Annotated in this window: 12 protein-coding genes; 4 read left to right on the forward strand and 8 right to left on the reverse strand. The window is 71.0% G+C overall.

The features are described 5' to 3' along the window. Positions 1 to 28: 28 nt before the first annotated feature. Together EV671_RS17310 and EV671_RS17315 are read right to left on the reverse strand one after the other, a co-directional pair. Positions 29 to 2,290 carry a RelA/SpoT family protein gene (locus EV671_RS17310; protein ID WP_132574003.1) on the reverse strand — a complete coding sequence of 754 codons (2,262 nt, stop codon included), beginning with the start codon at positions 2,288 to 2,290 and terminating at the stop codon, positions 29 to 31. Next, the gene (locus EV671_RS17315; protein WP_207911189.1) at positions 2,287 to 3,168 is read right to left on the reverse strand and encodes an alpha/beta fold hydrolase; all 882 of its coding nucleotides are present in this window, start codon (positions 3,166 to 3,168) and stop codon (positions 2,287 to 2,289) included. The genes EV671_RS17310 and EV671_RS17315 overlap by 4 nt, the downstream gene beginning before the upstream one ends. A 46-nt stretch (positions 3,169 to 3,214) precedes the next feature. Between EV671_RS17315 and EV671_RS17320 the strand changes: the two genes are divergently transcribed. After that, a complete protein-coding gene (locus EV671_RS17320; protein ID WP_132574005.1) occupies positions 3,215 to 3,985 on the forward strand; it encodes a 3-hydroxybutyrate dehydrogenase in 771 nt (256 codons plus the stop codon). A 16-nt stretch (positions 3,986 to 4,001) separates the two neighbouring features. Here the strand turns inward: EV671_RS17320 and EV671_RS17325 are convergent, their stop codons facing one another. Then, on the reverse strand, positions 4,002 to 4,709 hold the full coding sequence (locus EV671_RS17325) for an SIMPL domain-containing protein (RefSeq protein WP_132574007.1): 708 nt from the start codon (positions 4,707 to 4,709) through the stop codon (positions 4,002 to 4,004). A 134-nt stretch (positions 4,710 to 4,843) separates the two neighbouring features. On the opposite strand from EV671_RS17325, the gene ompR reads away from it, so the two are divergent. Both ompR and EV671_RS17335 read left to right on the forward strand, forming a co-directional pair. Next, a complete protein-coding gene (ompR, locus tag EV671_RS17330) occupies positions 4,844 to 5,578 on the forward strand; it encodes an osmolarity response regulator transcription factor OmpR (RefSeq protein WP_132574009.1) in 735 nt (244 codons plus the stop codon). Positions 5,579 to 5,581: 3 nt separating this feature from the next. After that, a complete protein-coding gene (locus EV671_RS17335) occupies positions 5,582 to 6,901 on the forward strand; it encodes an ATP-binding protein (RefSeq protein ID WP_132574011.1) in 1,320 nt (439 codons plus the stop codon). 2 nt (positions 6,902 to 6,903) lie between these two features. Here EV671_RS17335 and EV671_RS17340 read toward each other — a convergent pair whose 3' ends face one another. The 3 genes from EV671_RS17340 to ispF form a co-directional block, all read right to left on the reverse strand. After that, positions 6,904 to 7,590, reverse strand: coding sequence for a hypothetical protein (locus tag EV671_RS17340; protein ID WP_132574013.1), 687 nt, complete (start codon positions 7,588 to 7,590; stop codon positions 6,904 to 6,906). Between the two features lie 106 nt (positions 7,591 to 7,696). Next, entirely contained in the window at positions 7,697 to 8,113 is a 417-nt protein-coding gene (locus EV671_RS17345; RefSeq protein WP_132574015.1) for a cupin domain-containing protein, read from the reverse strand. 108 nt (positions 8,114 to 8,221) lie between these two features. Further along, positions 8,222 to 8,710: a 2-C-methyl-D-erythritol 2,4-cyclodiphosphate synthase gene (gene ispF, locus EV671_RS17350; RefSeq protein WP_132574017.1), complete on the reverse strand. Its 489-nt coding sequence runs from the start codon at positions 8,708 to 8,710 to the stop codon at positions 8,222 to 8,224. 244 nt (positions 8,711 to 8,954) lie between these two features. On the opposite strand from ispF, the gene EV671_RS17355 reads away from it, so the two are divergent. Further along, on the forward strand, positions 8,955 to 11,156 hold the full coding sequence (locus EV671_RS17355) for a patatin-like phospholipase family protein (protein ID WP_132574019.1): 2,202 nt from the start codon (positions 8,955 to 8,957) through the stop codon (positions 11,154 to 11,156). A gap of 9 nt (positions 11,157 to 11,165) precedes the next feature. Here EV671_RS17355 and ispD read toward each other — a convergent pair whose 3' ends face one another. Together ispD and EV671_RS17365 are read right to left on the reverse strand one after the other, a co-directional pair. After that, on the reverse strand, positions 11,166 to 11,852 hold the full coding sequence (ispD, locus tag EV671_RS17360; RefSeq protein ID WP_132574021.1) for a 2-C-methyl-D-erythritol 4-phosphate cytidylyltransferase: 687 nt from the start codon (positions 11,850 to 11,852) through the stop codon (positions 11,166 to 11,168). 3 nt (positions 11,853 to 11,855) lie between these two features. Next, positions 11,856 to 12,803 (reverse strand): bestrophin family protein, encoded by a 948-nt coding sequence (locus EV671_RS17365; RefSeq protein ID WP_132574023.1) that lies wholly within the window; start codon positions 12,801 to 12,803, stop codon positions 11,856 to 11,858. Positions 12,804 to 12,816: the final 13 nt, after the last annotated feature.

Genomic DNA, 12,816 nt, shown 5'->3' on the forward strand with positions numbered 1-12,816 from the left:
AGCATGGATTTTGAAGGGCTGTCCAGATTCACTTGCGGCGCGCGGAACGAACGCCAGAAATCGCGCAGAGCTCGCGCAGCACCTTGGCCAGCTTGGACGCATCCGACAGCTCCAGCGTGAAGCTCATCCAGGCCGTGTCGCCGCCACCGGCGCGAGGCTTGGCGGCACCGGGCTTGAGGGACTGGGTGTTCACGGCCACGACGTTCATCTTCTCCTTCGCGAACACCTCGAGCACGTCGCGCAGCAGACCCTGGCGGTCGCCGGCCTCGACGAGCACGTCGACCGGATAGACCGGCGCGCCCTTGCCCGCCACCTCGCCGCCGCCCCAGGCCACGGCGATGACGCGCTCCGGCGAGCGGCGCCGCATCTCGGCGAGGTTGCTGCAGTCGCTGCGGTGGATGGCCACGCCCTTGCCGCGCGTGACGAAGCCCTCGATGGCATCGGGCGGCGCGGGCCGGCAGCAGCGCGACAGCGTCGTCAGCAGCGAGTCGATGCCCACCACCAGCACGCCGCCCTTGCCCGCCGTGCTGGGCCCGCGCGTGTGCCTCTGCGCAAGCAGCTCGTCCTCGTCCGCCACGGGCTCGGGCGGGCGCAGCAGCAGCTCGATGTTGCGCAGCGAGTACTCGTCCTTGCCGACCACCTCGAACAGCGCGTCGGCGCCCTTGAAGCCCAGGCGCGCGGCCAGCTCGTCGAGCTTGAGCGCCGTGCGGCCCTCGCGCTGCAGCAGCTTCTCGACGAGGTCGCGGCCCTTGGCCACCGTCTGCGCGAGCTGCAGCGCGTTGAACCAGGCCCTCACCTTGGCCCGCGAGCGCTGGCTCTGCAGATAGCCGAGCTCCGGGTTGAGCCAGTCCAGCGACGGGCCGCCCTCCTTGGCCGCGATGATCTCCACCGTCTGGCCGCTATGCAGCGGCGTGTTCAGCGGCAGCATCTGGCCGTCGATGCGCGCGCCGCGGCAGCGATGGCCCAGGTCGGTGTGCACCGCGTAGGCGAAGTCGACCGGCGTCGCACCGGCGGCCAGCTCGACGATGGTGGCCTGCGGCGTGAAGACGTAGATGCGGTCATCGAAGGCCGGGCCACCGTCGCCCTGCACGGTGTCGCGCTCCCAGGCCAGCAGTTGGTTCAGCACGGCCCTGCGGGCACGCGCCACCTGCTCCTCGAACTCGCCCGCTGCGCTGACGCCGGCATAGCCGCGCGCGCCGGCCTCCTTGTAGGCCCAGTGCGCGGCCACGCCATGCTCGGCGTGGTCGTGCATCTCGCGGGTACGGATCTGCACCTCCATCGCCTGCCCGTCCGCGCCGATGACGACGGTGTGCAGCGACTGGTAGCCATTGGGCTTGGGCTTGGCGATGTAGTCGTCGAACTCGCCCGGCACCGGCCTGTAGACCTCGTGCAGCCGCGCCAGCGCCGCATAGCAGTCGGCCACGCTGGCGACGATGACGCGCAGCGCGCGCAGGTCGAAGACGCGCTCCAGCGGCAGGCTCTTGCCCTGCATCTTCTTGTGGATGCTGTAGAGATGCTTGGGCCGGCCCTGCACCTCGGCAGCGATGCCTTGGCCATAAAGGTCAGCCTGCAGCGCCGCACGCGCGGCCTCCACGCGCTGCTCGCGCTCGACGCGGGTCTCCTGCAAGCCCTTGGCCAGGGCCTTGTAGGTGTCGGGTTCGCGGAAGCGGAAGGCCAGGTCCTCCAGCTCCCACTTGATCTGCCAGATGCCCAGCCGGTTGGCCAGCGGCGCGAACACCGCCTGCGACTCCGCTGCCAGTTCCGGCGGGCAGGGCCGCTTGGCCGCCGCATACCAGCGCAGTGTCTGCAGCCGCGAGGCCAGGCGCAGCAGCACGACGCGCAGGTCGCGCGAGAAGGCCAGCAGCATCTTGCGCACGCGTTCGGTCTGCTCGGCGCGCTGGTCCGCCTTCTTGTCGGCCTGGGCCCGGTTGGCATCGCGCGCCGCGCGCTGCAACTGCACCAGCCGGCGCGTATGCGTGACGAGGCTGGCATAGCTGTCGCCGAAGGCCTTGGCGACGACCTCCTCGGGCTTGTTCAGGAAATCACCGGCATAGACGAGATAGGCCGCCGCCTGCAGTTCCGGCGCCGCGCCGATGGCGTTCAGGATGGCCGCCACGCCGTCGGCGTGGGTCAGCGCGTTCTCGCCTGTGTCGAGCGCCTCGCCGGCCAGCAAGGGCTCGGCGAACGCGCGGGCGCGGCCGACCTCGGCGTTGGACTGTTCTGCGCCCGCATCGAGCAGCGCGACGATGGGTGCGGTGGCCGCCCCCTCCTGCATCAGGCCCGTCTTCATGAACTGAGGAAATCCCTCACGATGGCGATCTGGTCGGCGTGGATCAGGGTTGGGGCATGGCCGATGCCCGGCAGCTCGACGAGACGGGCCATGGGACCGCGCTCGGTCATCTGGCGGGCCGTCTCGGCGCCCAGCAGGTCGGACTCGGCACCACGGATCAGCAGCGTCGGGCAGCGCAAGGCGTCGTAGGCGGCCCAGAGCGCGGCCTCGCCGGCCGCGGCGAGCTCGGGCGTTACCGCCGCGAATGGCAGGGCAATGGCCGGGTCATAGTGCAGCTTCCACCGCTCGCCGTCCTCACGGAACAGCGGCTCCGACAGCGCCAGCCATTCGGCGTCGCTGTGCGGGCCGAAGCCCTCCGAGATGCTGCGCAGATAGGCCGCCCCCTCGGCCACCGACGCGAAGCGCGCCGGCTTGCCGAGATAGGTGCCGATGCGCTGCAAGGCCTCGAAGCGGATGGCCGGGCCGACGTCGTTCAGCACCAGCTTGCGGATCGGGCTGGGCACGCCCTCGGGCCGCGGCAGCGAGGCCAGGCCCAGGCCGATCAGCCCGCCCATCGAGGTGCCGACCCAGTCCACCTGCTCCACGTCCAGCCGCGCCAGCAGCGCGACCATGTCGGACACATAGGCCGGGATCTGGTAGCCGGCGGGCTGGCGCAGCCAGTCGGAACGGCCGCGGCCGACGACGTCGGGGCAGACGACGCGGTAGCGGTCGCTCATCAAGCGGGCCAGCGCGTCGAAGTCCCGCCCCTGGCGCGACAGCCCGTGGGCACAGACGAGCACGGGCGCGTCGGCGCCGGGGCCGGCCCACTCCCAGTAAGCCATGCGATGCAGGCCGGTGCTGTCCAGGCAATTGACGAAGCGCAGTCGGGGCTGGGTCATGATGCAATCCTTTTGATCGATCGTAGCAACCCGAAAGGACCCCTCCATGTTGAAAGGCAAGACCGCCCTCGTCACGGGCTCCACCAGCGGCATCGGCCTCGGCGTCGCGCTGGCCCTGGCGCGCGAAGGCGCCAACCTGATCCTGAACGGCTTCGGCGACGTTGAAGGCCCCAAGGCCGAGGTCGCGGCGCTGGGCGTCAAGGTGGGCTACCACGGCGCCGACATGAGCAAGCCGGCCGACATCGCCGCGATGCAGGCCTATGCCGACGCCGAGTTCGGCGGCATCGACATCCTGGTCAACAACGCCGGCATCCAGTTCGTGGCGCCGGTGCAGGACTTCCCGGTCGAGAAGTGGGACGCCATCATCGCGATCAACCTCAGCTCGGCCTTCCACACGACGCGCCTGGCCCTGCCCGGCATGCTCAGGAAGGGCTGGGGCCGCATCATCAACATCGCCTCCGTGCACGGCCTCGTCGCATCGGCTAGTAAGTCGGCCTATGTCGCGGCCAAGCACGGCCTCGTCGGCTTCACGAAGACGGTTGCGCTGGAGACGGCCACGACGCCCGTCACGGTCAACGCCATCTGCCCGGGCTGGGTGCTGACGCCGCTGGTGCAGAAGCAGGTCGACGCGCTGGCCGCGAAGGACGGCGTCGACAACGACGAGGCCAAGCGCCGCCTGCTGGCCGAGAAGCAGCCCTCGCTGCAGTTCACGACGCCCGAGGAGCTCGGCGCGCTGGCCATCTTCCTGTGCTCGGACGCCGCGATGAATGTGCGCGGCCAGGCCTGGGCGATGGACGGCGGCTGGACCGCCGTCTGAGTCCCGGAACCCGTCCTCAGCGCCCGATGGAGGTCTGCGTCAGCTGCACGCTGCCGCTGACCGTCACGCTGACCGTGGCCTTGCCGGCCTCGGTCGGCAGGGCCTCATCTGCCATCGGTGCCGCCATCGCGCGCGCCACCTTGAACACGGGGCGCGGGCCGGCCTCGTCGGCGCTGATGTTGACCTCGCCGAGGATGAAGCCGCTGTAGCCGAACTGGCGCGAGTAGTCGGCCGCCTTGGCGCGGTAGCGTGCGATGGCCTGCGCCGTCACGTCGCCCTCGACCTTCTCGCGCGCCTCCTTCGACAGGCTGTAGCCCACGCGCTGCACGCTCAGCGTCGTGATGCGGCCCGTCAGCTGCGCGATGGCGGCCGTGTCCTTGCCCTCCACCAGCAGCTCGGCGCTGCCCAGCCAGCCGCTGATCCGGCCGCTCTTGGGTTCGTAGCGCGGCGACAGCGAGAAGCCCCCCGTCTGCACGTCGACCTGGCCGGGCCTGGCGATCTTGCGCGCCTCGGTCAGCGCGGCATCCAGCGCCTGCTTCAGCGCGGTCTGCACGGCGGCCGGGTCGCCGCCCTCCTTCGTCGTCGAGAACGCGATGCCCAGCACGTCGCGCGTGACCTCGGTGCTGGCGCTGGCCTGCAGGCTCAGCCGCTCGCGGGGAGGCTCGGTGCCGGCATGGGCGGAAAAGGTCAGGACGAGGGCGGAACACAGGATCGCTGCGCGCATATGACTTCCTTGCAAGGCGAAAACCCCAGCTTAGCCCGGCGACATCGCAACCAGCTGTAACGCCTGCCTGCTGTCCTACAGGCAGCCTCGTCAAACCTGCTCACAATGCCGCTGTTACAAATTCAGGACCCGCGATGAACAGCAGCGCGAACCCCCGCACCAACCGCATCCTCGTCGTCGACGACGACGCCCGCATCCGCGACCTGCTGAGGCGCTATCTGACGCAGGAAGGCTTCGAGGTACTGCTCGCCGAAGACAGCCGCGCGCTGAACAAGCAGCTGACCCGCGAGACCGTCGACCTCATCGTGCTGGACCTGATGCTGCCCGGCGAGGACGGCCTGACGATCTGCCGCCGCCTGCGCGCCGCCAACGACAGCACGCCCATCATCATGCTGACGGCCAAGGTCGAGGACGTGGACCGCATCGTTGGCCTGGAGGTCGGTGCCGACGACTACCTGGCCAAGCCCTTCAACCCGCGCGAGTTGCTGGCCCGCATCAACGCGGTGCTGCGCCGCCGCCCGCCGCCCGAGGCCCCGGGCGCGCCGAGCAAGGAGCCGATGACGGTCAGCTTCGGCCCCTTCGAATTCGACCTCGCGCTGCGCCGGCTGACGAAGAACGGCGAACAGCTGCCGTTGACGACGGGCGAGTTCTCCATGCTCAAGACTCTGGTGCGCCACCCGCGCCAGCCTTTGAGCCGCGACAAGCTGGCCCAGCTGGCCCGCGGCCGCGAGTTCGAGCCCTTCGACCGCAGCCTGGACGTGCAGATCTCGCGCCTGCGCAAGATGCTGGAAGCCGACCCGGCCCAGCCACGCTACATCCAGACCGTCTGGGGCGTGGGCTACGTCTTTGTGCCCGATGAAAACAGCTAGGGCATGGCCCGCCCTCACCTCGCGCTGAACCTCTTCTGGCGCACCTTCGCCTGGCTGGCCCTGCTGCTGGCCGGCGCGGTACTGGCCTGGCAGTACACCTTCAAGCTGCTGGAGGCCCAGCCCCGCGCGCTGGAGGCCGCCGAGCAGCTGGCCGGCCTGGTCAAGCTCAGCCGCATCGCGCTGGAGCACACCGACCCCATCAACCGCGTGGCCGTCATCACCTCGATGGCGCGCGGCGACACGGTGCAGGTGCGCGTGGCCGAGGCCAGCGACCGCTGGCTGCCCTATGACACCAGCCCCTTCGCCAAGGAGCTGGCCACCGAGCTGCGCCGCACGCTCGGGCCCGACACCGTCATTGCCCGCAGCGTCAACGACGCCTCCGGCCTGTGGGTGCGCTATGTCGTCGGCGAGGATGCCTTCTGGCTGAAGACCAGCGCGGCGCCGCTGTCCGTCGCGCTGTCCAGCAACTGGTGGTGGGTGGCGATCGCGCTGCTGGCCACCGTCGTCGGCTCGGCGCTGATCGCCCGTCTCATCAACCAGCCGCTGCGCGAGCTGGCCGAGGCCGCCGGCCGCATCCGCGACGGCGAATACGACTCGCGGCTGGACGAGACGACGATGACCAGCGAGATCCGCGAGGTCAACATGGGCTTCAACCGCATGGCCCGCGAGCTGGCCAAGCTGGAGGAGGACCGCGCCGTCATGCTGGCCGGCATCTCGCACGACCTGCGCACGCCGCTGGCACGGCTGCGGCTGGAAACCGAGATGAGCGTCAGCGACGAGCAGGCCCGCCACTTCATGGCCCAGGACATCGACCAGCTCGACGCCATCATCAGCAAGTTCATGGACTATGCGCGGCCCAACGAGACCCAGCTGCGCGAGGCCCGGCTGGCCGACATCGTTGAGCGCGAGGTGCAGGGCTTCCGCGACCCCGACCAGATCCGCTTCCGCGTGCAGGTCGGCTCCTCGCTGAAGGTGCTGGTCGACGACACCGAGCTCGGCCGGGTGCTGCTCAACCTGTTCGAGAACGCGCGCCGCTACGGCCACGAGCCGGGCGAGCCGGCGCGCGTCGAGGTCAGCGCGGCCCGCCAGGGCTCCTGGATCGAGCTGCGCGTGCGCGACCACGGCCCCGGCGTGCCGCCCGACCGCCTGACCCGGCTGACGACGCCCTTCTACCGCGGCGATGCCGCGCGCACAGCGGCCAGCGGCGCCGGCCTGGGCCTGGCGATCGTCGAGAAATCGGTGCAGCGCCTGGGCGGCGAGCTGTCCATCGCCAACGCCCCGGGCGGCGGCCTCGTCACGCTGCTGAAGCTGCAGGCCGCCTGACGTCAGTGCGCGGGCGCCGACGTCACCGGTGCGGCCTCGCCGAGCGACTCGCCGAGCTGGCCGGCCAGCTCCGTCTCGGTCGACAACACCGACTGCAACGTCAGCCGATAGCCGTACAGCGCCTTCAGCACCTCGACCGCATCGGCGCGGCCGAACTCGGCATCCACCGCCACGTCGGTCAGGCGCGAGATCGAGCCGACGGCGTTGAAGCTGGCCTGCACGGCCATCTGCGATTCGCGCTGCGCGGTGTAGGCCTCGGAGAAGCGCCGCAGCGACTCGCGCGGCATGTGGATCAGCGCCTGGTCGGCCACGGCGGCATCCCAGGCATCGCGGCGCAGCGCCGGCGTCATGACGCTGATCTTCAGCCGCTGGCGCAGCAGGCCGTAGAGCGTCTCGGACTTGACCTTGCCCTGCTGTGCCAGGGCCTGGGCCTTGATGTCGTCGTAGAGCGCCTTCAACTCGTCGGCGTGGGCCTGGTTCTTCTGCAGGGCCGAGCGCACCTCGGCCAGGTTGGCGCGCAGCTCCGTCTCGAGCTGCTCCACCGTGTGCTGCGCCAGCCGGCGGTGGTGCAGGGTCTCGAAACCTGCCTCCAGGCCGAGCGCCGTCAGGATGCCCAGCACGATCATCAGGTAGTGGATGCCCAGCTCCTTCAGGCTGGAAGGAGCATGGGAAGGCGGTTCAACGTGCATGGTGGCGAGGCTCGGTGGTCGGCGGCGCGCGATGTTAGCGGCCGCAAGGGCGGGCAGGGCCCTGCCCCGTCGTCGCCCACCGCCATGCAATGGCTTGGCTATCGAACTACTTGACCGGTGTCGTGAGCGGCCGGCCCTTCTCCGTCACAAAGACCACCGCCAGCTTGGCCGGCACGCTGCCGCTGTTGGTGGCCTGATGCACCTTGCCGGGGAAGATATGGAACACGTCGCCGGCTTTGAACGTGGTGGTTGGCGCGCCCTCGTTCTCCAGCGAGATGGCGCCGTCGAGGACGAATATGAACGCGTCGGCCGGGTGGGTGTGGGGGCCCTCGGCTGCACCGGGAGGCAATTCGACCAGGGCCATGACCCCTTCGCGATCGGGAACGCTCAGGTCCTGCCTCAGCAGGATGTTGCGTTTGATGGCGACGGGGGCAGTCTGGGCGCTGGCGATCCATGTGCCGGCAATGCCCAAAGCGGCGGTGAGGGTCGCAGCGGCGACGAAACGCAGGCGTGTGGGTGCCATGGTGTCTCCCCTTCTGCTCCGCGAGATGTGGAGCACGCCAATGCTGGCCGGGGGTATCGGCCTCGCCAAGGACGTGTTTACCCTAGCGTGCGACCCGAGGCCCGCCTCCTACGAGGCGCACAGCAGGCACACCGCCCGCGCCTCGATGGCGCGCCCCTCGCCCACCGGCCCCATCTTCTCGGCCGTCTTGGCCTTCACGTTCACCTGGCCCGGGTCCACGCCCAGCACCTCGGCCAGCCGCGCGCGCATGGCCGGGATATGGGGCGCCATCTTGGGCGCCTGGGCGACGATGGTGGTGTCCAGGTTCACGAGCTGCCAGCCCGCCTCGCGCACCCGACGGTAGGACTCGGCCAGCAGCAGCATGGAGTCGGCGCCCTTGAACTCGGCGGCCGTGTCGGGGAAGAGCTTGCCGATGTCGCCCAGGGCGGCGGCGCCCAGCAGGGCATCCGTGATGGCGTGGGCCAGCGCATCGGCATCGGAATGTCCCAGCAGGCCATGCGTGTGCGGGATGGTGACGCCGCCGAGGATGAGCGGCCGGCCGGTGACGAGCTGATGGGTGTCCCAGCCCTCGCCGATTCGAAGTGGTGGCAGATTCATGCCCGCAATTCTCGCGGACGCGAACGTGGAGCCCCTCGTCCAAGGGGTACCTTGGCCGGCCCCCCGTGGGGACGGCGATGCTTGGCGGCTCGACCGCCAAGCACATCGCCCAAGCGGGCCGGCTTGGGAACTGGAGTCGGACACAAGTAGTCCCTGCGGACTGCTTGTGCCTACGGAAGGACATGGGCCTCTGGCCTATGGCAGGCCCGGCGCTCGGCCCGTAGCTGCTAAGGTGCGCCCCGCCATGAAACGCCTCGCCCTCACCGCCTTGCTGGTGTTCTGCCAGCTCCTCCACGCCCAGCCCGCCGAACCGGGGCCGCCGCGCCCGCGGATCGGCCTGGTGCTTTCCGGCGGCGGTGCCCGCGGCCTGGCCCATATCGGCGTGCTGCGCGTGCTGGAGGAGCTCAAGGTGCCGGTGGACCTCATCGTCGGCACCAGCATGGGCGCCGTCGTCGGCGGGGCCTACGCGTCCGGGCGCAGCGTCGACGAGCTGGAGGCGCTGGTGAAGCGCGCCAACTGGAATGCCATCCTGGCCGACCGGCCGGCGCGCGACCGCCTGTCCATCCGCCGCCGCGAGGACGACGAGCGACTGCCCTCGCGCATCGAGTTCGGCTTCAACCTGGAGCGCGGCGCCATGCTGCCCAGCGGGGCCGCGGCCAACGGCCAGCTGGAGGCGACGCTGGCCTCCCTGCTGCCCGCGCTGCGCGCCGAGGAGCCGCTGCGCAAGCTGCCCATCCCCTTCCGCGCCGTCGCCACCGACCTGCTCTCCGGCGCGATGCTGGACCAGGCCGACACGCCCCTGTTCCAGGCCCTGCGCGCGTCGATGGCCGTGCCCGGCGTGTTCGCGCCGCTGCGCGTGAACGGCCGGCCGCTGGTGGACGGCGGCCTGGTGCGCAACCTGCCCATCGATCTGGCGCGCGCGCTGGGCGCCGACGTCATCATCGCCGTCAACGTCGGCACGCCGCTGCTGGAAGACCGCGAGATCACCAGCGCCGTCACGGTGGCCAACCAGATGCTGCAGATCCTGACCGAGCAGAACGTGCAGCGCTCGCTGCGCGAGCTGCGCCCGCAGGACATCGTCATCGACCCCGACTTGCCCGGCATGGGCTTCATGGACTTCTCCCGCGCCGACGAGGCCATCGCCACCGGCCGGCGCGCGGCCCTGGCCGCCGTGGCCCGGCTGCAACCCCTGGCCGCCCCCGCGGCGCAGGCCGCGCTGCAGGCCCGGCGCCTCGCGCCGCCCGAATCCGCGCTGCAGGCCCTGCCGCTGGCCGAACTGAAGATCGAGGGCACGCGCCGCCTCAACCCCGAGGCGCTGAAGGCCGAGCTGGGCCTGCGGCCGGGCGACCCGGTCGGTCGCGCCGAGCTGAACCGCGCCGTCGAGCAGCTGGACGGCACCGGCGACCTCGACCGCATCGAGCTGTCCATCGACGACCGCGACGGCCGCCGCGACGTGCAGTTCAAGCTCACCGAGGCCGACTGGGCCGCCAGCAAGCTGCGCTTCGGCCTGGAGTTCTACAGCAACTTCGCCGACGCCAACCGCTACTCCCTGGTCGGCATGCATGTCGCCGACTGGCTCAACAGCTGGGGCGCCGAGCTGCGCTCCATCGCCCGCATCGGCTCCACGCGCGGCCTCAGCACCGAGTTCTACCAGCCGCTGGGCCCAGGCTCACGCTGGTTCGCCGCCGCCCGGCTCGGCTACGAGGCCGGCAGCAACGATGTCTTCAACCAGGGCCAGCGCGCGCTGCGCCTGTCCAGCAGCCTGACCGACGCCCAGCTCGAACTCGGCCGCCGCATCGCCGGCCTGGGCGACCTGCGCCTGGGTGTGGGCAAGCTGCGCGCGGCCGACGAAGTCATCCTGCCCGCGCCACCCACGGGCGGCCGGGAGTCGCGCATCTACAGCCAGCAATACCTGGAGCTGCACACCGACACGCTGGACTCGCTGGCCTTCCCCAGCCGCGGCCAGTGGATGACGGCACGCATCGAATGGCTGAAGCCGCGCGGCGAGGCACGCGTCGTCAACGCCTCGCTGCTCGGCCTGGGCGCCTTCCGCCTCGGCGAATGGGCCGGCCAGCTCTATGGCGAGGCCGCCCATGCCGGCAACGGCCAGGCGCGCTCGCTGGGCGGCTATCTGCGCCTGTCGGGCACACCGGACGCGTCCCTCGTCGGCGAGAACATGGTGCTGCTGCGCGTGGTGATGGCCCGGCGCATCGGCGAGATGCCGGTGGGCCTGGGCGGCGCGGTGCGCGTCGGCTTCTCGCTGGAGAGCGGCGCCATCGGCGCGGGCTCGGGCCTGAAGCTGTCCAACCTGCCCAGCAGCGGCTGGAAGCAGGCCGCCAGCGGCTTCCTCAGCGTGGACACGCGCTTCGGGCCGTTCTTCCTGGCGCTGGGCTCGACGCGTGGCGGCGACACGGCGGCGTATCTGCTGCTGGGGCCGACGTGGTGAGGCGGCCCTTCAGCCCGCCAGCAGCCGCTCCGCCAACGCGAAGTCTTCCGGCCACGTCACCTTGAAGTTGGCCATCGACGCACGCACGAGCTGAGGCGCCAGGCCCAGGGCCTCGACGGCGCTGGCCTCGTCGGTGGCCGCGGCGCCCATGGCCTGCAGCGCGCGCTCGACGAGGCCGAGGCGGAACATCTGCGGCGTCTGCGCGGCCCATTTGTCGCGGCGGTCGATGGTGGCGCTCACGCGGCCGTCAGCGTCGCCGGCCTTCAGCGTGTCGGCGATAGGCTGGGCCAGCAGGCCGCCGACGGCGTCGGGCAGGCAGGCGGCGATCAGCGCATCCACCCACTCGGGCCGCAGCAGGCAGCGCGCGGCGTCGTGCACCAGCACCCAGTCCTCATCGAGCGCACCGCGGCGGCGCAGCTCGGCCAGGCCGCCGAGCACGCTTTCCGCGCGGCTGGCGCCGCCGACGCGGGCGACCCAGCCGGCATGACCGGGCAAGGCCTGCTCGAAGCGGTCGTCGGCCGGCGACAGCACGACCAGCACCTGCTCGATGCGCGGCACGGCCGTCAGCGCAGCCAGCGTGTGGGCCAGCATCGGCCGGCCGGCGATCTCGACGTATTGCTTGGGGATGCCAGCACCCGAGCGCTCGCCGATGCCGGCGGCGGGGACGAGGGCGAAGCAGCGCGGATCGGTCTTCATCGGTCAGAGCAGCAGAAAGTCCACCGGTTCCAGCGCGGGCGGCGGGTTGGCGTCGCCCAGCGCCTGGCGCAGGTCGATCTCGATGCCGCGGCAGATGGCGTCCAGCGCCAGGTCGTTGGCCTGGATGCCGAAGGGCTCCTCGATCTCGTCGCCTAAAGCATCCAGGCCGAAGAAGGTGTAGGCCACGATGGCGACGACGAACGGCGTCACCAGGCCCAGCGTGTCCACCAGGCCGAAGGGCAGCAGGAAGCAGTAGAGATAGGCCGTGCGGTGCAGCAGCAGCGTGTAGGAGAAGGGCAGCGGCGTGTTCTTGATGCGCTCGCAACTCGCGGCGGCGGCGGTCAGCGCGGACAGCGTGGTGTCGATCTGCACGGCGCGCTGGCTGTCGAGCTGGCCGTCGCGGCGGCAGCGGGCCAGGTCGGCGCCCATGGCCATCATCAGCGCCGCGGGGCGGTTGCGCACAGCGGCCAGGCCGGCACGCTCGGCCGGCTGCAGCAGGCCGTCCAGGCCGGCTTCGTCGCCGGGCCGGTCGCGCAGCAGCGCCTTCAGCGTGACGCAGAAGGCCACGGCCCGCAGCACGACGCGCACGCGCAGGTCGCCGAGGTCACGCGGGTCTGCCGGCGGCGCGGGCGCGTCGACGAGGTACAGCATCTGCCGCGCGAGGTTGCGGGCGCGCAGCAGCAGCTCGCCCCAGAGCTTGCGCGCCTCCCAGAAGCGGTCGTAGCAGGCGCTGTTGCGAAAGCCCAGGAAGATGGCCAGCGGCAGGCCCATCAGCGTGAACGGGATGGTGGAGACGAGGACGGCGCGGTGGTCATCCAGCGCGCGGTGCGCCACCGTCACCACCACGGCCAGCAGCACATTGGCCAGCAACGCGCCGCGGATGCGCGCCAGGATGGAGCCGCGCAGCACGAAGAAAAGCTTCAGGCCCGACGGCCTCTCTCGAAGGATCATCCCGGCATTGTCG

Origin of the sequence: Roseateles saccharophilus (genome assembly GCF_004342485.1) — a bacterium.
Classification (GTDB): domain Bacteria; phylum Pseudomonadota; class Gammaproteobacteria; order Burkholderiales; family Burkholderiaceae_C; genus Pelomonas; species Pelomonas saccharophila.